Origin of the sequence: Nitrosomonas sp. (genome assembly GCF_022842015.1) — a bacterium.
GTDB lineage: Bacteria > Pseudomonadota > Gammaproteobacteria > Burkholderiales > Nitrosomonadaceae > Nitrosomonas.
On sequence record NZ_JALHQJ010000008.1, the window covers coordinates 1 to 22373 of the forward strand.

Consider the following 22373-nt stretch of genomic DNA (forward strand, 5'->3'; position numbering starts at 1 on the left):
GCTGCGTTCACTCTGGCGGTGCGCTTTCCGCCTAACTCGATTAATTGACCAATGCGTATGGTCGTGACCTGCTGTACAACCTCTTGCACTATCGAATCGGGTGCATTAATGTCACCGCGGATCTTCTGGATATTTCCAACATTCTCAACATTTACTGACAATTCCGGATTTCTTAGCAACCCAGCTTGTAGAGTCGCGCCTTCTAATGCGCGCATTTCTTTGGAAAAAGCCGCCAGCTCTGGATTACGAAGTAATGCAAGATTGACCGCATCGTGTAACGTAAGATTACTCGCCTCATTGATTGAAGATTCAGCTGAATGATCATTTATCCGATGTGCTGCGTCACTAAAGGTATCAGCACTGGCTTTTATCTGAGGTGAAAAAAACAGTAATAGAATACAACCCAGTAGCATGATCCATAATTCTGTTGCCACCCAACTGCAAGGCCTAGACAGACTGATTGGTTTCATAGTTCTCCCGGCATCTGCTCACGCATGTATAAAACTGATCATCATGAAATTTGAATTGATCTGCGCCACGGCTGTAGATTAATAAATGTAATCCACAAATACTAAATTTTTTTGATCTAGCTTAAAAAGTGCTTCGAGGAGGGCGCAGGGGTAAATCCGGAATTGTTTCAGGAATAAATGAGGAAATGAATACAGTTATAGTTTCTGTAACGATCAGATCGGGAAGGTGTGGAAAAGAATTATAGAAAAATGGTTGGTACTGTCCCACGGAGTGCAAACATAAATGAGTGGCTGCATCAAGATCAACACCATCCCAGGCTACATTATTTCGATGCAATTCCAGATGTGTTGCAGGATCCGCAGATAATGATTGACGAATATGATCCAGTTCATGGGCAAAAACTTCTCCTCGAAAAGACAAGCTCAATCCATTCGTCAGTATGCTGATAATCAGCACAAGAATAACTGGATAAACATGATATTTCCGCATCGGCGTGTCAATTTATAAATAATTTAAGTCCCGAACCGTCGCAGTCATTTTACATTATCCTGCTATTTTCGATTAGAAAATTTTATCAATAAATTCAAGTTCTGAGTACTTTAAATTATCTTGACTCCTTCAAGAGTCAGCATGTCGATTAAAGTGATGAGAGGCAATCCGATCAATCCGCTAGGATCATCTCCCGTCATTCGTTCAATAAGCGCAATGCCGAGTCCTTCAGATTTCGCGCTGCCGGCGCATTGATAAGGTAGCTCTTTTAACAAGTAATTCTCGATTTGTTGATCGCTCAACTGGCGGAATTTCACATGGTATGGAATAACACGTATTTGTAGTTTATCCGTGAAACTATTCAGGACGCATACGGCAGTATGAAAAACAATTTCCTTTCCTCGTGTCTGTCGTAATTGCTCCACGGCATTAGCATGATTCATCGGCTTGCCAAGACGAATATCCCCTAATGCTGCCACTTGATCTGAGCCAATGATAAGCGCTTGTGGATAAGTTTTGGCTACCGCGCGGGCTTTTGCCTCAGCTAAACGTGCAGCCGTTTGCTCGGGTAATTCATTGATTAGCGGCGCTTCGTTAATTTGGGGATTGCTCGTTTCAAAAGAAATTTGCAATCGTTGAAGCAATTCTTTGCGATAGACTGAACCGGATCCCAGTATAATTTGCTGCGTAAAGTCGTTTTGTGTTTTCAAAATTTCCTTCTTTATTTTTTGACACTTATGAGTAAAAAATATAACATGCGCGCCTTATGTTTGTTAGGTTAATGATAGACCCTCTAGATTTTGTTCAAAATGCGGGTATACGTCATGGTAGAATCCCGATGGCTGATCTTGTGCGTCTGCATGATTTGCTGTTTGACAAAACAGGAGAGCTAATCTATCAAATTAGTGGTCAGCTCGACAAGAATGCAAAGCCTGGCCTGCAGCTGGAAGTAAAAGGCAGAATTCATCTGAATTGTCAGCGCTGTCTTGAGAAACTGGCTTGCGAAATTGATCTAAAGACATTTTTGTTGCTGGCAAAAAATGAAACAGAGCTGCAACAGGTTGACGAAGACGATACTATTGATGCTATTTTAGCAACACCTGACTTGGATGTGGTCAATTTAATTGAAGATGAAGTAATTCTTAGTTTGTCGATTTCATCGCGACATGCAGAGGGTGAGTGTAGCCCGCTAACACTAAAGTCAATTGAAGATAATCTGATCGACAAAAAAAAACCAGCACATCCCTTTGCAGTATTGGCGGCATTAAAAAAGACAAATTAAGCTTAAGGAGTTATCGCAATGGCAGTTCAACAAAACAAAAAGTCACCATCGAAGCGCGGCATGCATCGCTCGCATGATTTCCTGACTAGCCCACCATTAGCCGTGGAACCAAGTACTGGAGAAATTCACTTGCGTCACCATATTAGTCCAAACGGATATTATCGTGGCAAAAAAGTCGTCAAAACAAAAAACGATTAATAATTTTTTTCTATTGCTACGACACACCTGAATATAAGTTTTTCGCAGCCACAAGAGCACTGAAAATTGGATATTACGGTAGCAATTGATTGTATGGGCGGTGATCATGGCCCACATGTCACAGTTCCGTCCGCGCTCGATTATTTACGCAGCGATCCTGATGCTAATATTATCCTTGTTGGCATTCCCGATGCTATTGAGGCTGAACTACGTGCCGCAAATTCTGAACTCGGAACTAGAATACGTTTACATCCAGCAAGTGAAGTGATCGGCATGGATGAGTCTCCGGCAGCAGCACTACGTGGCAAGAAGGACTCTTCCATGCGAGTTTCCATCAATCTGGTTAAAACAGGCGAAGCACAGGCTTGTATCAGTGCCGGAAACACAGGTGCGCTATTGGCAACTTCCCGTTTCGTGTTAAAAACCATTCCCGGTGTTGATCGTCCAGCACTGGCTGTAATCTTGCCCACTAGCATTGGTCATACTTATGTTTTAGACCTAGGTGCAAACGTCGACTGTACCGCAGTGCACTTATTTCAATTTGGAATCATGGGCGCATCCTTGGTGTCTTCGGTGGAAGACAAGGCATATCCAAGCGTTGGGTTACTCAACATTGGTGAAGAAGAAATTAAAGGAAACGAGATAGTCAAACAGGCAGCTGAATTATTGCGCGCTAGCGGGCTTAATTTTTATGGTAATGTCGAGGGCACCGATATTTATAAGGGAACGACTGATGTTGTGGTTTGCGATGGATTCGTTGGCAATATCACCTTAAAAGCATCGGAGGGTCTGGCACAAATGCTAGCAACTTATTTGCGCGAAGAATTTAAACGCAATTTGCTGACAAAACTGGCGGGCGTCATTGCGATGCCTGTCATTAATTCGTTCAAACGCCGCGTTGATCACCGTTGCTATAATGGCGCTAGTTTTTTGGGTTTGCGCGGGATAGTAATTAAAAGTCATGGTTCCGCAGATAAATATGCTTTTGGCTTTGCTATAAAGCGAGCTGCTGATGAAGTTCGTGGCGGAATGTTGCGGCGGATTAGCGAGCGGGTGGCTGAGTTTTCTCAGCATCCAAAAATATCTTCTAAAGATGTTACAAGATAATGTATTCAAGAATTACTGGAACAGGTAGCTATTTACCGGAAAAAATACTTACTAATCTCGATCTGGAGCGTATCGTCGATACCAGCGATGAATGGATACGAACACGAACCGGCATTACCCAGCGGCATATTGCCGCTGAGGATCAGGTTGCCAGCGATCTAGCATTGTATGCGTGCCAGAATGCCATGCTGGCTGCCGGCGTCACCGGAAAAGACATTGATCTCATCATTGTTGCTACTACCACACCCGACATGATTTTTCCAAGCACTGCCTGTATTCTGCAAAATAAATTGGGTATCGAAAATTGTCCGGCATTTGATGTACAAGCGGTTTGCAGTGGCTTCGTTTATGCGCTGGCAACAGCCGATATGTTTGTCAGTTCAGGAAAATACCGCAATGCCTTAGTCGTTGGTACTGAAATTTACTCAAAAATACTCGATTGGAGCGATCGTAATACCTGTGTTTTGTTTGGCGATGGTGCAGGGGCGGTGGTATTGTCGCGCAGTGATCGCCCCGGAATTTTATCAACACATCTGCATGCCAGCGGCAGCTATAGTAATATTCTGTCTGCCCCTGGATGCATCAGTGGCGGTAAAGTGCAAGGTACGCCTTACATCAGCATGGAAGGCAATGCCGTTTTTAAATTCGCGGTCAAAGTTCTGGAAGAGGTTGTGCACGAAGCAGTCGCAGAAAATAATCTGCAGTCTACCGATATTGATTGGTTGATTCCTCATCAGGCTAATATCCGGATTATTCAATCAACGGCAAAGAAGTTGGGGTTGCCCATGAAAAAAGTGGTGGTGGCAGTGGATAAACACGGCAATACTTCAGCAGCTTCCATTCCACTCGCGCTTGATATTGCCGTACGTGACGGACGCATTCAGCCTGATCAATTGATCCTGATGGAAGGTGTTGGCGGTGGTTTTACATGGGGAGCAGTTTTGCTGCGTTGGTGATCATGAAATTTGCATTTGTATTTCCAGGCCAAGGGTCGCAATCGGTTGGAATGATGCATGGGTACACAGATTTACCCATTATTCAAGAGACCTTTCAAGAAGCTTCCGATATCCTCAAACAGGATTTCTGGTCGATGGTGAATTCCGGGCCTGCGGAAGACCTCAATCTCACACTAAATACCCAACCACTCATGCTTGCCGCAGGAGTGGCTGTATATCGTGCTTGGATTAGTCTGGGTGGAAAAGAACCAGTATTTCTGGCTGGACATAGTCTGGGCGAGTATACCGCGCTGGTTGCGTCGGAAGCGCTGAGTTTTGCCGATGCACTATCATTAGTGCATTTTCGTGCACAAGTTATGCAGCAAGCTGTGCCGGAGGGTATTGGTGGAATGGCTGCGATTCTTGGGCTGGATGATGAAGCCATGAAAGCGATTTGTCGCGACATCACAAATCAGGGGAATGGAGAATCTCTTGAGCCAGCCAATTTCAACTCACCAGGTCAGATTGTTATCGCGGGACACAAAAATGCAATTTTGCAAGGAATAGAATTAGCCAAATCCAAAGGAGCAAAGCGTGCAATTATGCTGCCCATGAGCATTCCTTCACATTGTTCTCTAATGAAACCGGCAGCTGAAAGATTACAGTTGCAATTGCAACACGTTACGCTGCAAGCGCCCAACATCCCAATTCTACATAATACTGATGTGAAATCACATTCAGATCCAGCGACAATCAAAGAAATTCTTGCTCAACAGCTCATAAGACCGGTACATTGGGTAGACACTGTCCGGGCTTTTGCGGCCGCTGAAATCACGCATGTTATCGAATGTGGCCCTGGTAAGGTATTGGCTGGATTGAATAAACGAATCGATCAAAGTTTACAACAATTGCCACTGACTGATAGTGAAGCAATCAAGCGAGCGATTAACGATGTAAGGATTCTATGAACAATGTTTATTTGCAGCAAATCATCATGACTCTAAGTAAGGAGTATGATCTTGGAAAATAAGATTGCTTTAGTAACTGGCGCTAGCCGGGGAATCGGGCAAGCTATTGCATTAAAACTAGGACAGCTTGGTGCGGTAGTTATCGGTACAGCAACTAGCGAAAGTGGCATGACTGCCATTAATCAATATTTGGATAAGGCGGGCATTAAAGGCTCCAGTGTCGTTTTAAACGTGAATGATGCGGAGCAAATCAACCATGCTATTCAAACTATACGTGAAAAATTTGGTGAAGTGGATATATTAGTGAATAACGCCGGGATTACACGTGATAATTTGCTGGTTCGTATGAAAGATGAAGAATGGGATGAAATTATGGAAACTGATTTAAAATCAGTTTTTCGGTTAAGCCGCGCGGTTCTTCGCGCAATGATGAAGGCTCGATATGGTCGTATCATTAATATTTCTTCTGTTGTCGGTGCAATGGGGAATACGGGGCAAACGAACTATGCAGCTGCTAAAGCAGGAATATTTGGGTTTAGTAAATCATTGGCGCGTGAAGTAGGTAGTCGCAATATTACCGTCAACTGTGTTGCCCCAGGCTTCATCGATACGGATATGACGCGTTCCCTGCCGGATGAGTTTCAACAAAACTTGATTCAGCATGTTCCCTTGGGGCGATTGGGGCGGCCTGAAGAAGTTGCTTCAGCCGTTGCATTCCTCGCCTCGTTTGCAGCAGGCTATATTACGGGCACAACGCTACATGTTAATGGTGGAATGTATATGGATTAGCACATAGATAAATAGAAATTAATTCAATTAATTGTGGAAGTAAATTAATCTCAAAAAAATTTTATAATGTAACACCGAATAAAACTAAGCAATAGTTACATCCTGTACCATGTTTCGATTTTGTTGACATGTAAAATTTGTTAGAATAAATAAGTTTTTCTTACCTGAGAAGGAAATACCTAGATGGAAAATATTGAGCAGCGGATTAAAAAAATTGTAGCTGAGCAACTTGGCGTTAATGAAGCAGAAGTCAAGAATGAATCATCTTTTGTCAATGATTTGGGCGCAGATTCGCTTGACACAGTGGAATTGGTTATGGCATTAGAAGAAGAGTTCGAGTGCGAGATTCCGGATGAACAAGCTGAAAAAATAAATACCGTGCAGGAAGCGATTGACTACGTTACCGCCAACACGAGTGCTGGTTAAGTTCCTGGTTTTTTATATGTACATGGAAGTGGAGTAATTTTGTCCAAACGTAAGATAGTGGTGACCGGATTGGGTATCGTGTCGCCTGTTGGAAACACAATTTCAAGTGCATGGGAGAGCATTATTGCGGGAAAATCTGGTATTACCAGGATTTCCCGCTTTGATGCGTCTGGTTTTACTTCACAGATTGCTGGCGAAGTAAAAGATTTTGATATTCACCAATATCTCTCAGCAAAAGAAGCACGCCGCATGGATATTTTTATTCATTATGGTATGGCTGCAGCTATACAAGCAGTTAAAGATGCGGGTATCGATGAGATTTCTCAGTTAGATGCGGAAAGGATCGGTGTAAATATCGGTTCGGGTATTGGCGGATTGTCGATGATTGAGAGTACCGACATCGCATATCATGCGGGTGGGCCACGTAAAATATCCCCCTTTTTTATACCCAGCACTATCATTAACATGATTGCGGGAAATTTATCCATCATGTATGGCTATAAAGGCCCCAACCTAGCCATCGTGACAGCATGTACTACTGCTACGCACAGTATAGGTCACTCAGCGCGCATGATTGAATATGGTGATGCCGATATCATGGTGTGTGGTGGTGCCGAATCTTGTGTAACGCCCCTTGCTATTGGCGGGTTTGCCGCCGCTAAAGCTTTGTCAGTTCACAATGATGAACCAGAAATTGCAAGCCGCCCTTGGGACATCGATCGTGATGGTTTTGTCCTGGGTGAAGGTGCCGGAGTTTTAGTATTGGAAGAAATAGAACATGCCAAGCGCCGCGGCGCTAAAATTTATGCTGAATTAGCTGGTTTTGGCATGAGCGCAGATGCATTTCATATGACAGCACCTTGCGACGATGGTGAAGGTGCTGCACGTTGTATGTCTAACGCATTGAAAAATGCCGAAATCAATACCGCAGAAGTGGATTACGTTAATGCACACGGCACATCTACACCATTAGGTGACATTGCCGAGACCATTGCGGTCAAACGCTGTTTTGGTAACCATGCAAGTAAACTTGCTGTTAATTCTACAAAATCAATGACAGGGCATTTATTGGGTGCCGCTGGTGGTGTAGAAGCTATTTTTTCAGTACTGGCGACGTACCATCAAATTGCCCCGCCGACCATTAATCTTGTCAATCAAGATCCGCAATGTGATCTTGATTATATCCCTAACACTGCTAGAAATATGAGTATTAAAGTTGCATTGTCAAACTCCTTCGGGTTTGGAGGAACCAACGGAACGCTCGTTTTCCGCCGTATATAAATTTTATCCATTGGCGCATGCAAAAGCTAAAACGCCTACTTTTTTCTGGGATATTGATAGCCATTTTGCTTGTTTCATGGCTCTATCTTCATGTTCATTCAAGTGTTAGCCTACCTGCAATTCCTTATGATATGTCTATTCCGGCTGGTGCCAATCTGAAGCAAGTTTCTCAGCAACTAGAAGATGCCGGGGTTATCCTGAACAAATGGACATTTATACTATTGGCACGCTATCAGAATCAGGAATCTGCAATCAAAGCGGGTGATTATAGATTTAAGGAAAATCTTACTCAGGTTGCATTATTAAGGGCTCTGATCAAAGGTGATGTGATACAAAATGAAATAAGATTCATTGAAGGGTGGACATTTGCTCAAATCAGGCAAGTATTGAATGAGCATCCAACAATTAGGAATTTTACGACTGGATTGAGTGATCAGGAAATTCTACGCGTAATAGGTGCAGTTGAAACCTCCGCTGAAGGTTTGTTTTTCCCTGATACTTATTATTTTGTTAGAGATAGTAGTGATATAGAAATTTTGCAACGCGCCTACCAGAATATGCAAAATCACTTGGAGAGTAGTTGGATAGCTCGTGCAGAATCATTACCATTAACCACGCCTTATGAGGCGCTGATACTGGCTTCCATTATAGAAAAAGAAACCGGCTTGGAAAGTGATCGCGCTGAAATAGCTGGTGTGTTTATCAACCGGTTACGCAAAGGCATGCGTTTACAAACTGACCCAACCATTATTTATGGTTTGGGTGAACAGTTTGACGGTAATTTGCGCAAAAAGGACTTGTTAATCGACCAGGAATATAATACTTATACGCGTTCTGGCCTGCCGCCGACTCCCATTGCCATGCCAGGTCTTGCCTCGATCCGCGCAGCCCTTAATCCAAGCGAAACGGATGCGCTCTATTTCGTTGCAAAAGGTAATGGAGAATCTCAGTTTTCAACCAATTTGACAGATCATAATAAAGCAGTAAATAAATACCAGAAGCAACAAAAATAACATTATGCTGCCATTAATCAAGCGTCACTTTTGACCTGTGAGCTACATGATACAATTTTCCATCGTAGTGCCCACGCTGAATGAATCCGAGAATATTGATTTACTTTTAACCCGCATCTTTGCATTGGATTTTGTTCCAGATTCTTTTGAAGTAATTATTGTTGACGACGGCTCAACCGATGGTACTCCGAATAAAGTACTTAACTGGGCAAATCGATCAAATGTTCGATTGATCGAACGGCGAGAAACACCGGACTTAACTGCTTCGATACTATCAGGCGTTGCTGCGGCTAATAGTGATGTCATCGTTGTTATGGATGCCGATCTCAGTCATCCGCCTGAGCAATTACCAGCTATCGTTGCCCCGATATTAAATGATTCTCATGATGTGGTCGTTGGAAGTCGGTATATTGCGGGAGGCAGTACCGAAAATTGGCCATTGTATCGACAGTTCTTATCTCGCGTGGGTGGATGGATAGCGCGACCCATCTGTGATGTGAATGATGCCACATCCGGTTTTTTTTCATTTCGCAGGGATCTGGCCAAAAACATTTCAAGTCATGCACATGGTTACAAGATTTTGCTCGAACTACTCATGGCTAACCAAGGGAAAATTCGTGTAACAGAGATACCAATTTGTTTTCGCGATCGTACCTACGGCACTTCAAAGCTATCATTATTTCACCAGCAAGCTTATATACAACGTTTGATCACGTTAGCCGGAGGAACGGCCACGATCAATACGGCAGGACGTTTTGCAGCAGTTGGACTGTTAGGTGTATTAATAGATGCTTTTGTTTTTCATTGGATGATCAGCCGTGAAGCTGGGCTTGCTCTGTCCCACTTCATCAGTTTTTTTGTTGCAGCAACCTTCAACTATGCCCTTAACTCAAAGTGGTCATTTCGTGAACATCATGAAGGCTGTTTACGCTGGCACCAATTTGGTCGATTTTTAACCGTTGGCGCACTCGCGTTATTATTACGCGGAGGCGTGCTGGCTTTTCTGGTTTATGTTTGGCATGTCCCGCCTCTATTAGCCATTTTCCCGGCTATAGTTACTACAGCAGCGGTAAACTTCTTGGGTTCGGCTTTTTATGTGTTCCCCAATAAAAAAAACCTTCCCTCACTGGAAATACGCTGGCGTACAGCGGCAATTGGCATTGTATTGTTCGCCATATTGTTGCGGCTGGTTTATTTCGGTTTGGCGCAACTCATCCCAGATGAAGCTTATTATTGGCAATATGCGCAACACATGGATCTCAGTTTTTATGATCATCCCCCCGCAGTTGCTTGGTTAATCTGGCTTGGTACATCAATTCTAGGACACAATGAATTCGGTGTCCGCATTGGTGCACTTCTCTGTGGTTTTATCACAATGGGGTATCTGTATGCATTGGCCCAGAATTTGTACGATAAATCCACTGCAATGTGCACTTTGTTACTGCTAGTTATCTTGCCACTCGGATTTTCCACTGGCTTGTTAATGACACCCGATGCGCCACTTTTTGCAGCGTGGGCAGCAACCCTCTATTACATGGAACGCGCGCTAGTCGCTCACCAAAATACGGCTTGGCTAGGAATGGGAGTTGCGTTCGGTCTTGGGCTGCTATCGAAATACTCGCTGGGGTTACTGGGGTTAGCCGCATTGGTGTTTGTAATTATAGATCCGGCAGCACGCCGTTGGATGAAACGTCCACATCCTTATTTAGCAGCACTACTGGCATTGCTTCTCTTTTCGCCGGTAATTATCTGGAACTATCAAAATGATTGGGCGTCTTTTGCATTCCAGTCGAATCGGGTATTGGCAGATGACTATAAATTTGCAGTCCATTTATTCATTCTCCACATTATCATTTTATTAACCCCTATTGGTTTTCTTGCAGCAATATTCGCCTTATTTTTTATCAAGCGACCAGAATCTCAGCTTCTCGAACGCAGGCGCCATTTGTTTGTACAAGTTTTCGCCGGTATTCCAGTATTCGTTTGTTTCATGCTCAGTACTTTTGATGCACCCCGATTTCATTGGACCGCACCGATCTGGCTTGCCCTATTACCAACCATTGCATGGATGATTGTTCATGCCGACCATCTGAGCACTCTGTTCAAGCGCATTCAAATAACATGGCGACCGACCATTATTGCTTGCATCTTTGGTTACGCCTTTGTGCTGCATTTTGTGGTGCTGGGAATACCAGGTATACCCTATCATTTATTCACAGAACATTATTTCTGGCGTGAAACCGCCGCTGAGATCGAGAAAATTGCAGCTGAAGTCAGAAATCAAACGAACCAGGAACCCATCATTGTGGGCATGAGCAAATGGTCTGTTGCCAGTGCGCTATATTTTTATACGCACGGTAATGCCAAGTTGGATATCCGTTCACGTAATATGTTCGGCGATAGTGGGGCCATGTATGAATTCTGGTTTCCTCTCCAAAACCCCACTGATCGACCGATCATTCAGGTTGGCATGAAACGTCGCCATTTAGAAAAAATACGACCAGACATTGATGTTAAAGGAATGCTTAATCACCCCGGCGCGGTTGAATATCGTGTAATCGAACGCCATGGTGAGCCTGTGCGTCGGGTATATTACCGCATTTCCCAGGGATTTAAAGGAGTTAATTAGGGTTTCCTGGGATACAGGAAACTATTCAAAAAAAGTTGATAGTTCATTTTGTCTTCTTTAACTCGAATTGTAATGCTAAAGGTCTTATGCGCGAGCATGCAGGTGTGCTAATCAAAAATACAAGTAGCGAAAATAAGAATGTAGAAAGTGTGCGACTATTGATCTCATTTCCGGTTGGATTATCGAATGGCAAGAACAGCGAGATTTCACTATTTTAATAGAGAAGATCAAGTCACCGGAGCTTGTTTGCATTCACTTCATGTTTTTATGACGATTGACAAAAATTGACTACTTAACTTCCAAATAACCGAATGACATTTTGAGATTAGCGTGCTGGAAATGCAATTTAAGGCTTGCGGCCCGTTACAATGCTATAGTATCCGAAAGCTTGATGGACTTGAACTTCCTCAAATCCTATTTCCGTTAACATTGAATACAACTCTTGACCAGAATACTGTTTTCCTTCGGTCCAGCCCATCATCATCATACTAAATGCTGCAGGGGCAAAAGGGCCTGTTTTTTTATCATCATAGAGCATTTCATGGATCACGATCCGTCCGCCAACTTCAAGGCTGTTGAAACTCTTTGCCGTTAGAAAGTGGCATTTTTCTGGGGGCCAATCGTGATAAATATTTGAGAAAAAATGTAAATCTGCGGAAGGCCAATGATCGCTCCAAATGTTGGTTTCTTGTGTCTTAATTCGTTCCTGTAAACCATACTGATTGATATATTCTTGAGCTACTTCGCATACCTGAGCAAAATCCATAAAGATTACTTTCAAGTTGGGTAGCTTTGATGCTGCACCAATCGAGTGAGCCGCAGAACCTCCTGCAACGTCAAGCATCAGACGATTTTGAGAAAAATCCAAAACTTCGGGCCAAACGAACGCTGACGAAATACTAGTACTATGCATGCCGCGAGTAAAGCGACGCAGCAATTCGATTTGTTCTTCGTGAGTCTTGAAAATATCACCGCCTCCGTAAGCTTGTGGAGAATCTGTAAAAACTGCTTTTTCCAGACTTTCAAAGGAGGATACCTGGTAATTGTCAATCATCAGATCCCAGAAAAAACCGAAATAATTAGGACTATTCTCTAGCAGGTATTCCTCTGACACCGCAGTCAGAAAATAATGTCCTTCTTGCAAAGACAGGAAACCCAAGGCAGTAGCTGCCGTTAAAATTGCTTCTGCCGGGCGTTGCTTGATATTTAGTGCGTTGCAAATATCAGTTAAGGTACGCGGGCTCTCTGCCAGTAACGGAAATATTTTTAACCGATGCGCTAGTAATAATGCAGGATAACCATAAACTGCAAAGACTACATCCCATAGCGGACGATCATCAACTCTCGGTACTGGGTTGTTGGGAAAGGTATTTTGTACCATCAATCCTCCTTTTATTTGTTAGACGCTTGGAACTGCTATGCAGCGTGACTCAAGATATTTTTAGTTAAGAAGCTTGCTTGGATTTCTCCGCTTCGAGCAAGCGCTTAATATTCTGCACCGTGCGTTCGGCACCATCCTTGATCGCAACGCGAACCAGTCCTTCAAAAGGTCGCATAATCGGTAGAATTTCAAGCAGTTCAAAAGAAAACGTCAGTTTGGTCGAGCGCTCAGGATTGATCGCTTGTAATTCATACGTGCAGCGAAATGGATCAGATATTCCGAGAAGTGTTAGGCGTGCACCGGGTTCGTAAGCGGATATCTTGAATTTGGATTCTGTGCGGCGTCCTTGATCAATACGTACTTGTCGTCCTTCAGTTCCTAACTGCACCGGGCCGAGAGTGATTTTTTCTAGCTCTTTAACTTCGGGAGACCATTGGGGATAATTCTCAAATAGACCGTCTGCGAGATACTGGAATACTGCGGAGGCTGAATGCTCTACTATAGTATGCGCCTTACCTACGACCGGTTCAGTAGAGCCTAAGTTGAGCATGGAACCTAAATTAAACATATCGCTTAACCCTTACTGACTAATAAACATCCAATTACGTTATTGATCACGATGAATTCAAACGTTAAACGAATAAGGCATCAATTACAAGTGCTATATCGGTATAGTGGCTGATAAAGAAGAATTCTGATTTTAAGAAACTGATGGGGTGTTTGCAGAAGTGTGAGTTATATGACTTGTTGCTTAGTAAAATCTTTGATGCGGAATCCCAGCAACCACAAAGCGGCAAAATAGCTCGAAGCGCCCATGATTATTATCCAGCTTAATCGGCCGATGCGAGTCATGGTGGAATCGGTCAACCAGGAGGTGTCACTCCCTGTCGTGAACCATAAAACAATTCCCATGCTTGCCAAAGCGATCAGTATTTTGACAAAGAAATTAAGCCATCCAGGTTGCGGTTGATAGATTTTGTGGCTGCATAATTTATAGTACAACAGCCCCGCATTCAAGCAGGCGCCTAGCCCAATGGCTAACGCGAGCCCGGCGTGTTTGAATGGAATGATAAAGGCAAGATTCATAAGTTGTGTAGCGATCAGCGTGATCACGGCGATTTTGACGGGAGTTTTGATGTTCTGTCGTGCATAAAATCCCGGTGCAAGTACCTTAACCAGAATTAATCCGAGCAGTCCAATGCTGTATGCAATCAATGCTTCACGCGTCATCCATACATCGTGCTCAGTAAAGGCGCCATGGTAAAAAAGTGTTGTGATCAAAGGTGTTGCCAATAGTGCCAGTGCGAGTGCTGCGGGTAAGGTCAGCAACATCGTCATTCTTAGACCCCAATCCAGCAGGCGGGAATATTCTTCAGTGCTGTTATTATTGTAATGCCGCGCCAAGGACGGTAGTAGTATGGTACCTAATGCGACGCCTAGCAGGCCAGCAGGGAATTCCATTAAGCGATCGGCATAGTAGAGCCAGGATACACTGCCCGTAACCAGTAAAGAAGCGAATATGGTATTGATCAACAGACTGATTTGGCTGACCGATACACCGAAAACCGCTGGGCCCATTAGTTTGATTACTCGCCAGGCGCCCGTATCTCGATTGCGGAAACGAATGCGTGGCAATAATTTGAGGCGTAGTAGGAATGGTATCTGGAATACAAGTTGTAGTATGCCACCGATAAAAACTGCCCAAGCTAGTGCAAGAACCGGGGGGTCGATAAGTGGCGTGAGCCACAATGCACAACCGATAAATGACAAATTTAATAATGCAGGTGTGATTGCAGGCACATTAAACCTGCCATAGGTATTGAGTATGCCACCTGCTAATGCGACCAAGGAAATGAATAAAATGTAAGGAAATGTAATCTGCAGTAGTTCAACTGTCAGATTGAATTTTTCCGGGTCAGCAGAGAACCCCGGTGCGCTGGCATAGATGATGAATGGGGCTGTCACGATTCCCACCAGCGTGACAACAAACAGCGTGATGCCCAAAAGCATGGTGATATGATCAATCAACTCGCGCGTTTCTTCGGGTGTTCGGGTATTCTTGTATTCTGCGAGGATCGGAACGAATGCCTGGGAAAATGCGCCTTCGGCAAATAATCGCCGCAGTAGATTGGGAATCCGGAAGGCGACAAAAAAAGCATCTGTTGCCATTCCTGCCCCAAAAATACGAGCAATCATAATATCCCGCACAAAACCGAGAATGCGCGATACGAAAGTCATGCTGCTGATCGCAGCGAGCGCTTTAAGTAAATTCAATGGTATTTATCTTTTCCTGGCGGCGGGCAGAAGATTGAACAGCGCTGTTAAATTTATATTATCTAGACTCTATTAGTGAGTGTGTTTGCTAACGAAAAAATAATTATTTAAAAAGACCACCTAATTTTCCTAACAAGCCTGACTCGGACCAATTCCATTGCAGGCAGTATTCCGCACCCAATTTCGGGTTTTTGATATCAGCTGCAATGGTTGTTTGCCCAGTTACTATCGGCGGCAGTAAATCTTGTTCTTTACCACCATGCCTGCAGAAAAAACGAGCAGTAGAAACGGCGCGGCCTTCAGGCAATTGTACTGTCATATGCAGATGTTGTGTGTCATCATCGATCACGTGAGAAAGCGTGCCTTGGCTTTGTGTAAAAGCGCCTTGATATTCGTAGGTTAATGTCAGATCGGCGCCATCGATTAATTTTAATTCGGGCGGAATTCTCATGCAAACGTGATAGTTCCCATTTTCTTTTTGTTGATCATCTGGTTGTCCATGGTTGATTCTGAAATTGCTGATACTGCCAATCGCGCGAATATTTTTAAACCAGTATTCTGAATTATCGACATGGCATGCGGTTGTCATCTGCGTTTGTGTCAATGTTGCTTTATTGCCGCCATTATCATGAACGGTTAATAATTTTTTTAAATCTGAAATGGTGTAAGCAGATTTGTTTTGTCTGAATTGATCAAGAATCAGCAGCGCTGCACAAATCGTAAAAATTAATCCAACAACGAAAAATGGGGTAAGCAGTGCAACCAATGCACCAAAGACAATGATCAAGACATTGATGTAAAAAATCAGCTGGTTGGGTTTGTTAAACATTCAAAGCTCCTTAGATTATCAAGCATATTCTTATAGTATTTTTTGCAGCGCTGAGTTTAACAGAGAGCCGCAAGCAAAAAAAGCAACAAAGAAATCAACAATTGTTTAACAATTTGGGGTTATTATTATGATCCGATCTTATTCATCTTTTTTATGGAGAGAAAATCATGTCGAAAAAAATCATTAAACCTATTTCGATTGCTTTAGGCACAGCATTAGTTACCAGTTTAGCAGCAACCAACTTGAGTGCTGAGACACAGAGTAATCCGTTTGCAATGAGTGAGCTTTCCAGTGGTTACATGCTGGCGTATGGAGACAGTGCAAAAAAAGCCGGGCAAGAAGGGCAGGCTGACGGCAAGAGTGAAATGAAAAAGGATATGGAAGGCAAGTGTGGTGAAGGTAAATGTGGCAGCAAGAATAAAATGAAGCAAAATATGGAAGGCAAAGACGACGGTAAGAATGCTGAAGGTGAAGGTAAATCCGGTGAAGGTAAGTGAGATTCTAAAAAGTAATCTTTTTAATCTATGAGCAGAAATCATTATCCTGTTCATGGTGTGGGTCTTGGTCTGCGGCGATCGATGATAGGTTCGCTGGCAGATCAAATTCCGCAGCAGGTGAATTTCTGGGAAGTTGCGCCAGAAAACTGGCTAGGTGTCGGTGGACGCTACGGAAAGAGGTTGCGTGAACTGACCGAGCAATTTCCTTTTATTTGTCATGGATTATCACTTTCAATCGGTGGGCCGTCGCCATTGGATGAAGCTTTTCTGCACCGTTTGAAAAGATTTTTTAAAGAGCACCGCATCTGCTATTACAGCGAACATCTCAGCTATTGCAGTGACGATGGGCATCTGTATGATTTAATGCCGATACCTTTCGCTGAGGAAGCGGTGCATTATGTAGCGAACCGTATTCGTTATGTGCAAGACATTCTGGAGCGGCGTATCGCAGTGGAGAATGTATCCTACTATGCAACTCCCGGTCAGCAGATGGAAGAAATTGATTTTTTGAATGCTGTGTTGCAGGAAGCGGATTGCGATCTATTGCTTGATGTCAATAATATTTATGTCAATAGCATCAATCATCGCTACGATGCCGAAGCATTTTTGCGCGAATTGCCGGCTGAACGCATTCGTTACATTCATGTTGCCGGGCATTATCAGGAAGCGGAAGACCTCATTGTTGACACGCATGGCGCGGATGTCATAGATCCCGTTTGGCGGTTACTCGAGAAAGCCTATCAGCATTTTGGCGTCATTCCGACTTTGCTGGAGCGTGATTTCAATCTGCCGCCACTGATAGAAATGCTGCAAGAAGTGGATATTATTCATGCACTACAGTCAAAATGGTTGACGCAACCTGGTGATTACCTACAACACGGCTGATCGTCCCGAATTTGTACGGCAGCAATATTTTTTTGCGGCGCATATCCGCGATCCGGAAAACAATCCCTGCCCTGAAGCACTCGAAGAACGGCGCTTGAAAATATACCGCGAGCTGTTCTATAACAACGTGGAAGGTTATATCGCCAATAGCTTTCCGGTATTACGTCAAATTATGTTGGATAAACCCTGGCATGCAATGATTCGGGATTATTTTGCTAGGCACTTGTCACGTACGCCATTATTTCCGGAAATGCCGCGCGAGTTTCTGAAATATTTGGAACTTGAGCGCACAGCGCAACCAGATGATCCGCCATTTATTCTGGAACTGGCTCATTATGAGTGGGTTGAACTAGCGCTTTCAATATTGGATGAAAAAGTAGAAGAAGCGAGAATAAATCCAGAAGGTGGCTTGCTTGATGGGATCCCGGTGATTTCCCCGTTAGCCTGGCCATTGAGCTATCGTTTTCCGGTACACAAAATCAGCCCGGATTTTCAGCCAAGAGTACCCGGAGCGACGCAAACACATTTAATTGTTTATCGAGATGCCGATTTTGACGTGCATTTTATTGAGATTAATGCAGTAACCGCTCGGTTGCTGCAGTTGATTAGTCGCAATGATCACAAATCTGCACGGACATTATTGCAACAAATAGCTGTTGAGTTGAAACATGCGCAACCCGATATTGTCATCCGCGGCGGACTGGGAATATTGAATGATTTGCGGAAACGTCAGGTGATTTTAGGGATTTACATTTAATACACAAAAAGTGCAATATGAGTGATGGGGATAACTCCTCTGTAGCGGAGAAGTTATCCTGGGAGCTACTTTTAATTGTTTACTTTGATAAAATTGCCGTTCTGCTTGATCCAGACATCTCCGGTGTAAGCATCATTAATCGTCATGGCGTCCGTTGCAAAACAATCCGTTACACCCTCTGTTCTATAAGTTCCCTTGGTGAAATATTTAACCGGAGGAGTGAGCACAATGCCATCGACAGGCAGACCAGCCAATGTATTCGTGAGAGGAGTTGTAATATCGAGACAAAGATCAGAGTTTACGACCAAATTAGCTATTTCGGCAGGTGCATTGATAGTGCAATGCTTCACGTTCGCTGCAGCATCGACAATAGCTTGGAATGGGTTAGGTAATCCGGGAATGCTGGTTGACAAACCCTCAATACTTGATGAAGTAATGGTGTTGCTGCCCAGCAAAGAAATGCCACTGGCAGTTGTTTGTTGCGGCACTTTGCAAAGATTGGTATTCGTCAGATCTGGAGCTTGAACACACGCACCATTAGTGGTCATTGTGACTACATTGCCACTTTGACTATAACTGACGCCAGCCAGCGCATTGGTGATGTCGCAGGCGGCGATGCCACTATTACCGCCCGAATTGTTAATTTGAGTAATCAGGCTGGATAAAGTGTTGATCAATGTAGGACTATTCCCCCAAGGACCTCCCATCACATAAACGTTGTTGTCATTTTTGTTAACACCCGCGTAGACATTAGATTCCGGATAATAGCGGAATAACCAGGGCTCAATGTTTTGTGTTGCTTGGTGACTGGGAAAGGTTTCCCGATGTGTATTTTCAGCCCAGTTAAGCAGTTTCTCGGTGTCACTGGCAGTCGTAGCAAAAACGGAATAAATGTTCCCAAGTAAAGCGAAGGTGCAAGTAAATAAAATAATCTGTTTCATGTTAATAATCTCCGGTTGCTTTGATAATAAGATAACTATTCGGATGAATGGGTTAATTGATTAAAATGCAAGAAATGATGAAAGGCGATTTTATATGTAATGTTTCCCAGTCGAAGGCGAGATATAGCTATAAAAGAGGGGGTAATTCTTGCCAATAAAGTGTTTTTATTAATACACCTTGGTAGCTAGTTGGAGTAGTTTGGAACTGAAATCGAGTCCGGATTTCCGTGCAATCGCTAAATTAATTTCGAACACAATTTTTTCATTGACTAGGTTCATGTTGATGATGACGCCGTGGGATATGGCATTAGAACTATCAGCTAAGGTAAGAATAGGGTTATTCTGTAACGTGCTTAAAATACTGGATAGATTGTAGCTGCCCGAGTTAGAAAAAAATATGGCCTGACAATCTTCTAATCGCTCTGGATTGCTTATTCGCAACACCTTGATTGTACGTTTATCAACCGATCTATTTTGTAACTTATCGATTTCATTGCCGAAATAGTCTTCGCCATAAATACAGAGATGAATAATATTATTCGTGCTTTTGGGCCAATCTGTGAATGCAATAAAGTTATAAATAAAAGCTGCTTTGACTTGATATTCCAGGATGTTGTCAGCTTTGGCGACGGAGTGGGAAATAGGCAGGCCATAGCCTAACCATAAAGCTAAAATAATGTAGCAGACACATCGACTGATCAATGTGCATGGAAGCCTGAAGAGTCGGTAAAGAAATTGCATGTCGACGTTTTCTGTTAGAAGCGCCATTGCGCCCCTGCGTATACTCCACGTGGAATAACCACGGGCACTAAAGGAATGAAGTCAGATACATACTCCCTATGATTTTGACTAAATAGATTTTGGCCGACGACGAAAAGCTCCGTATTTTTTGTTGGCCGGTATACCAGTTTTGCATCCATGGTAGCGTAGCCAGGGATATTGTAAATCGAGACACCACTGGTATAACGTAACCAAAGATTGAATTGCAATTTTTCAGACAGATCGTAATTGGAACGCACCGACAATAGATGTTGGGGGTTTGCTTTTTTTAAACCGCCTGCGGTTGGGTTAGTACTACTTAGAAGGCTATTCGAAGAAAAATCTATATTGATGAAACTGTAGTTACCTTGCAGGCGCCAATTATCTCTTGGTTTCCAGTCAATAGATGTTTCATAACCATAAGTCAGTGCAGATCCCTGATTATTAATCATAAGAGGCTGTAACAGTTGTATTGGCAATCCTGTGCTGAGCGATAATGCACCAAAGCTTAGATCACGCAATTGACTGTAGTCGTTGATGAACCCCGTCATATCGATAGAAGCTTGTGGAGAGAACTGATACCGGTATCCTAGTTCATACGCGATCAGTTTTTCTGAATTGAGTTTATTATTGCCGAATAATGTCGCTGTGATCGGAAAAGGCAAGTTAGGTAAGTCCAATCCGGCAGCTGATAGAGAGGATGTTACATCAATCTTGCCATCGATTTCGCCACGAGAAGGCGTTCGTACGGCACGAGATACTGCCATCCAAATTGAATTCTCAGTATTAGGCATCCACATTAGCCGCGCATTGGGTTGTATTTCCATGCCGGTAAAATCGTTATGTTCGAATCGACTGCCTATTGTGAATAACAAGCGATCCGGTATCAGCGTGATATCATCGCGGATGAAAGTGCTGGGCAAATGATTCGTGCGCATACGAGGGGAAAATGTCACTAAATTGGTAGCGTCAAGTGTGTTGTGATACAGCCGGTAATTGGCTCCCCATGTTAGTTGATGCCGATCGAATAGCTGAAAACGATACTGAGTGTCGATGTCAAAGCTCTCGGCATCAAATTTTCCTATGGGCTGTAAATTTGCAGAAGTACGATCATAATAAACCTGCAGCATGAACGATGATTGTTCAGAAATGGCTCGGTCCCAGCGAAAGCGTACATTTCCACCTTCGCTACGTCCACGCACCTGACCTGTTGGGTTGGTCGAGAGGTAAGTAGCCTCTTTATCTAAAGTACTTCCGCTGAAATTGGAGAAATAATCACCCTGTAAGGTAAATTGATCCATGCCACGGTTATGGTCAAAGCGGAATCCACCTCTGGCCGAATGCCATTGATCGTTAGCATTTTCTCCGGATAACGTTTGGGTTTGGTCTCTGGTGAATCCTTTGGCATAGACACGGAAAGGCGTTTCTTCATTCACCATGCCGCCGTAGCGTGCACCTATAAAACCGTGTTCAAAACTTCCTCCGCCGGCAGTGATGAGCGTACCTTGTGTATCGGCGGCTCTTTTGGTGATAATGTTAATAACGCCATTGATTGCATTGGATCCCCAGGAAGTTGCCGCAGGGCCACGGATCACTTCGATACGTTCAATGTCTTCTATCAGCGTATCTTGCTGTTCCCAAATCACACCGGAAAATATCGGAGAATAAACGCTACGCCCGTCCATCAGAACTTGTAATTTGTTAGCATAAACACCATTAAAACCACGGATACTGACTGCCCATTTATCGGTGCCGACACGTTCCACTTGCACCCCAGGTGCCATCCGCAATGCGTCGGGAATACTCGTGGCGCCAGACCGGCGTATATCATCCTGTGTAATTACAAAAATAGCCGATGCTACCTGGGAAAGCTTCTGTGGGGTCCTGGAGACCGTGGTGACCTTGACATTCATCAGCTCGTCGATACTCAGGTTCAGGAATTGATTATCAGCAGATGGATTTCCCGCAATGGTAAGTTTTGCAAAACAACCCAGAAGGATGAAGGTTGATAAATTCAGAATCAGGGTTTTGGACATATTTTGATTCATCTAACGAGTTGATTACAGTAAATTGATTTGAGGGTGTTCTCATGGACGCTGTCAGCCAAGCCTGCTATTCAGAGCTATGAGATTTTTACATAATATATAGGCGGCCTAAAACGAGATCTGACTAATAAAAAGCATATATTTCTAGAAACTGTATGAATCTATACAGTGGTGGGAGGTGTCAGCTTAGGGCGCTGATATTTGACAAGAACACAGTCAGTTACTGATAGACCTTGGTGGCTAGCTGGACTAGCTTGGAACTGAAATCCAATCCGGATTTTCATGCGATCGCTAAATTAATTTCGAACACAATTTTCTCTGCTCAGCAGATTCATGTTAATTGCGACACCCTTGGTTGTGGCATTTGGAGTATCTGCCAGTGTCAGTATCGGTTCGTTGGGAAGGTTATCCAAAATG

General features: G+C 43.5%; 23 protein-coding genes and 1 pseudogene. 13 read left to right on the forward strand and 11 right to left on the reverse strand.

The features are described 5' to 3' along the window. The 3 genes and pseudogenes from Q0C11_RS02395 to Q0C11_RS02405 all read right to left on the reverse strand — a co-directional run. Positions 1-470, reverse strand: a pseudogene (locus Q0C11_RS02395) (TolC family protein); the annotation flags it as partial. Between the two features lie 121 nt (positions 471-591). Further along, the gene (locus tag Q0C11_RS02400) at positions 592-960 is read right to left on the reverse strand and encodes a hypothetical protein (protein ID WP_293005406.1); all 369 of its coding nucleotides are present in this window, start codon (positions 958-960) and stop codon (positions 592-594) included. Positions 961-1070: 110 nt separating this feature from the next. Then, positions 1071-1670: a Maf family nucleotide pyrophosphatase gene (locus Q0C11_RS02405; protein WP_293005408.1), complete on the reverse strand. Its 600-nt coding sequence runs from the start codon at positions 1668-1670 to the stop codon at positions 1071-1073. 71 nt (positions 1671-1741) lie between these two features. Between Q0C11_RS02405 and Q0C11_RS02410 the strand changes: the two genes are divergently transcribed. The 10 genes from Q0C11_RS02410 (at position 1742) to Q0C11_RS02455 (ending at position 11588) form a co-directional block, all read left to right on the forward strand. Next, complete coding sequence (locus tag Q0C11_RS02410; protein ID WP_293005410.1) at positions 1742-2242, forward strand: YceD family protein; 501 nt, start codon at positions 1742-1744, stop codon at positions 2240-2242. Between the two features lie 18 nt (positions 2243-2260). Then, entirely contained in the window at positions 2261-2440 is a 180-nt protein-coding gene (rpmF, locus tag Q0C11_RS02415; RefSeq protein ID WP_292919268.1) for a 50S ribosomal protein L32, read from the forward strand. Positions 2441-2506: 66 nt separating this feature from the next. After that, the gene (plsX, locus tag Q0C11_RS02420; protein ID WP_293005412.1) at positions 2507-3547 is read left to right on the forward strand and encodes a phosphate acyltransferase PlsX; all 1041 of its coding nucleotides are present in this window, start codon (positions 2507-2509) and stop codon (positions 3545-3547) included. Then, on the forward strand, positions 3547-4503 hold the full coding sequence (locus Q0C11_RS02425) for a beta-ketoacyl-ACP synthase III (protein ID WP_293005414.1): 957 nt from the start codon (positions 3547-3549) through the stop codon (positions 4501-4503). Before plsX ends, Q0C11_RS02425 begins: the two co-directional genes overlap by 1 nt. A 2-nt stretch (positions 4504-4505) precedes the next feature. Then, complete coding sequence (gene fabD / locus Q0C11_RS02430; protein WP_293005415.1) at positions 4506-5450, forward strand: ACP S-malonyltransferase; 945 nt, start codon at positions 4506-4508, stop codon at positions 5448-5450. A 45-nt stretch (positions 5451-5495) separates the two neighbouring features. Further along, positions 5496-6239, forward strand: a complete 744-nt coding sequence (gene fabG, locus Q0C11_RS02435; RefSeq protein WP_293005417.1) for a 3-oxoacyl-ACP reductase FabG — start codon at positions 5496-5498, stop codon at positions 6237-6239. A gap of 183 nt (positions 6240-6422) precedes the next feature. Continuing rightward, positions 6423-6665, forward strand: a complete 243-nt coding sequence (gene acpP / locus Q0C11_RS02440) for an acyl carrier protein (RefSeq protein ID WP_103965054.1) — start codon at positions 6423-6425, stop codon at positions 6663-6665. A gap of 39 nt (positions 6666-6704) precedes the next feature. Then, the gene (gene fabF, locus Q0C11_RS02445) at positions 6705-7946 is read left to right on the forward strand and encodes a beta-ketoacyl-ACP synthase II (protein WP_293005420.1); all 1242 of its coding nucleotides are present in this window, start codon (positions 6705-6707) and stop codon (positions 7944-7946) included. 17 nt (positions 7947-7963) lie between these two features. Further along, positions 7964-8959 (forward strand): endolytic transglycosylase MltG, encoded by a 996-nt coding sequence (gene mltG / locus Q0C11_RS02450; RefSeq protein WP_293005423.1) that lies wholly within the window; start codon positions 7964-7966, stop codon positions 8957-8959. Positions 8960-9005: 46 nt separating this feature from the next. Further along, complete coding sequence (locus Q0C11_RS02455) at positions 9006-11588, forward strand: glycosyltransferase family 39 protein (protein ID WP_293005425.1); 2583 nt, start codon at positions 9006-9008, stop codon at positions 11586-11588. A 346-nt stretch (positions 11589-11934) separates the two neighbouring features. On the opposite strand, the gene Q0C11_RS02460 is transcribed toward Q0C11_RS02455, so the two are convergent. From Q0C11_RS02460 to Q0C11_RS02475, 4 genes are all read right to left on the reverse strand, one after another. Then, a complete protein-coding gene (locus Q0C11_RS02460; RefSeq protein ID WP_293005427.1) occupies positions 11935-12969 on the reverse strand; it encodes a methyltransferase in 1035 nt (344 codons plus the stop codon). A gap of 64 nt (positions 12970-13033) precedes the next feature. Then, positions 13034-13537, reverse strand: a complete 504-nt coding sequence (locus Q0C11_RS02465; protein WP_293005429.1) for an SRPBCC family protein — start codon at positions 13535-13537, stop codon at positions 13034-13036. 167 nt (positions 13538-13704) lie between these two features. Then, a complete protein-coding gene (gene murJ / locus Q0C11_RS02470; protein ID WP_293005431.1) occupies positions 13705-15243 on the reverse strand; it encodes a murein biosynthesis integral membrane protein MurJ in 1539 nt (512 codons plus the stop codon). Positions 15244-15346: 103 nt separating this feature from the next. Beyond that, entirely contained in the window at positions 15347-16072 is a 726-nt protein-coding gene (locus Q0C11_RS02475) for a hypothetical protein (protein WP_293005433.1), read from the reverse strand. A gap of 167 nt (positions 16073-16239) precedes the next feature. Between Q0C11_RS02475 and Q0C11_RS02480 the strand changes: the two genes are divergently transcribed. The 3 genes from Q0C11_RS02480 to Q0C11_RS02490 are packed head-to-tail and all read left to right on the forward strand — an operon-like array spanning position 16240 to position 18211. Beyond that, positions 16240-16569 carry a hypothetical protein gene (locus tag Q0C11_RS02480; protein WP_293005435.1) on the forward strand — a complete coding sequence of 110 codons (330 nt, stop codon included), beginning with the start codon at positions 16240-16242 and terminating at the stop codon, positions 16567-16569. A 27-nt stretch (positions 16570-16596) separates the two neighbouring features. After that, positions 16597-17454 carry a DUF692 domain-containing protein gene (locus Q0C11_RS02485; protein WP_293005437.1) on the forward strand — a complete coding sequence of 286 codons (858 nt, stop codon included), beginning with the start codon at positions 16597-16599 and terminating at the stop codon, positions 17452-17454. Then, on the forward strand, positions 17432-18211 hold the full coding sequence (locus tag Q0C11_RS02490) for a DUF2063 domain-containing protein (protein ID WP_293005439.1): 780 nt from the start codon (positions 17432-17434) through the stop codon (positions 18209-18211). The genes Q0C11_RS02485 and Q0C11_RS02490 overlap by 23 nt, the downstream gene beginning before the upstream one ends. A gap of 71 nt (positions 18212-18282) precedes the next feature. Here Q0C11_RS02490 and Q0C11_RS02495 read toward each other — a convergent pair whose 3' ends face one another. The 4 genes from Q0C11_RS02495 to Q0C11_RS02510 form a co-directional block, all read right to left on the reverse strand. Beyond that, positions 18283-19152 carry a hypothetical protein gene (locus tag Q0C11_RS02495; RefSeq protein ID WP_293005441.1) on the reverse strand — a complete coding sequence of 290 codons (870 nt, stop codon included), beginning with the start codon at positions 19150-19152 and terminating at the stop codon, positions 18283-18285. Between the two features lie 168 nt (positions 19153-19320). Next, positions 19321-19920 (reverse strand): YfiR family protein, encoded by a 600-nt coding sequence (locus Q0C11_RS02500; RefSeq protein ID WP_293005443.1) that lies wholly within the window; start codon positions 19918-19920, stop codon positions 19321-19323. After that, positions 19908-21947 carry a TonB-dependent siderophore receptor gene (locus Q0C11_RS02505; RefSeq protein ID WP_293005445.1) on the reverse strand — a complete coding sequence of 680 codons (2040 nt, stop codon included), beginning with the start codon at positions 21945-21947 and terminating at the stop codon, positions 19908-19910. The genes Q0C11_RS02500 and Q0C11_RS02505 overlap by 13 nt, the downstream gene beginning before the upstream one ends. A gap of 305 nt (positions 21948-22252) precedes the next feature. Then, entirely contained in the window at positions 22253-22369 is a 117-nt protein-coding gene (locus Q0C11_RS02510; protein WP_293005447.1) for a hypothetical protein, read from the reverse strand. Between the last annotated feature and the right edge of the window lie 4 nt (positions 22370-22373).

Excerpts from the sequence above, each read along its gene's own strand:
- Q0C11_RS02400 (WP_293005406.1), bottom strand. The coding sequence starts at position 960 with ATGCGGAAATATCATGTTTATCCAGTTATTCTTGTGCTGATTATCAGC.
- Q0C11_RS02410 (WP_293005410.1), top strand. The coding sequence starts at position 1,742 with ATGATAGACCCTCTAGATTTTGTTCAAAATGCGGGTATACGTCATGGT.
- rpmF (WP_292919268.1), top strand. The coding sequence starts at position 2,261 with ATGGCAGTTCAACAAAACAAAAAGTCACCATCGAAGCGCGGCATGCAT.
- Q0C11_RS02425 (WP_293005414.1), top strand. The coding sequence starts at position 3,547 with ATGTATTCAAGAATTACTGGAACAGGTAGCTATTTACCGGAAAAAATA.
- fabD (WP_293005415.1), top strand. The coding sequence starts at position 4,506 with ATGAAATTTGCATTTGTATTTCCAGGCCAAGGGTCGCAATCGGTTGGA.
- fabG (WP_293005417.1), top strand. The coding sequence starts at position 5,496 with ATGATCTTGGAAAATAAGATTGCTTTAGTAACTGGCGCTAGCCGGGGA.
- acpP (WP_103965054.1), top strand. The coding sequence starts at position 6,423 with ATGGAAAATATTGAGCAGCGGATTAAAAAAATTGTAGCTGAGCAACTT.
- mltG (WP_293005423.1), top strand. The coding sequence starts at position 7,964 with ATGCAAAAGCTAAAACGCCTACTTTTTTCTGGGATATTGATAGCCATT.
- Q0C11_RS02455 (WP_293005425.1), top strand. The coding sequence starts at position 9,006 with ATGATACAATTTTCCATCGTAGTGCCCACGCTGAATGAATCCGAGAAT.
- Q0C11_RS02460 (WP_293005427.1), bottom strand. The coding sequence starts at position 12,969 with ATGGTACAAAATACCTTTCCCAACAACCCAGTACCGAGAGTTGATGAT.
- Q0C11_RS02465 (WP_293005429.1), bottom strand. The coding sequence starts at position 13,537 with ATGTTTAATTTAGGTTCCATGCTCAACTTAGGCTCTACTGAACCGGTC.
- Q0C11_RS02475 (WP_293005433.1), bottom strand. The coding sequence starts at position 16,072 with ATGTTTAACAAACCCAACCAGCTGATTTTTTACATCAATGTCTTGATC.
- Q0C11_RS02480 (WP_293005435.1), top strand. The coding sequence starts at position 16,240 with ATGTCGAAAAAAATCATTAAACCTATTTCGATTGCTTTAGGCACAGCA.
- Q0C11_RS02485 (WP_293005437.1), top strand. The coding sequence starts at position 16,597 with ATGAGCAGAAATCATTATCCTGTTCATGGTGTGGGTCTTGGTCTGCGG.
- Q0C11_RS02495 (WP_293005441.1), bottom strand. The coding sequence starts at position 19,152 with ATGAAACAGATTATTTTATTTACTTGCACCTTCGCTTTACTTGGGAAC.
- Q0C11_RS02500 (WP_293005443.1), bottom strand. The coding sequence starts at position 19,920 with ATGGCGCTTCTAACAGAAAACGTCGACATGCAATTTCTTTACCGACTC.
- Q0C11_RS02505 (WP_293005445.1), bottom strand. The coding sequence starts at position 21,947 with ATGTCCAAAACCCTGATTCTGAATTTATCAACCTTCATCCTTCTGGGT.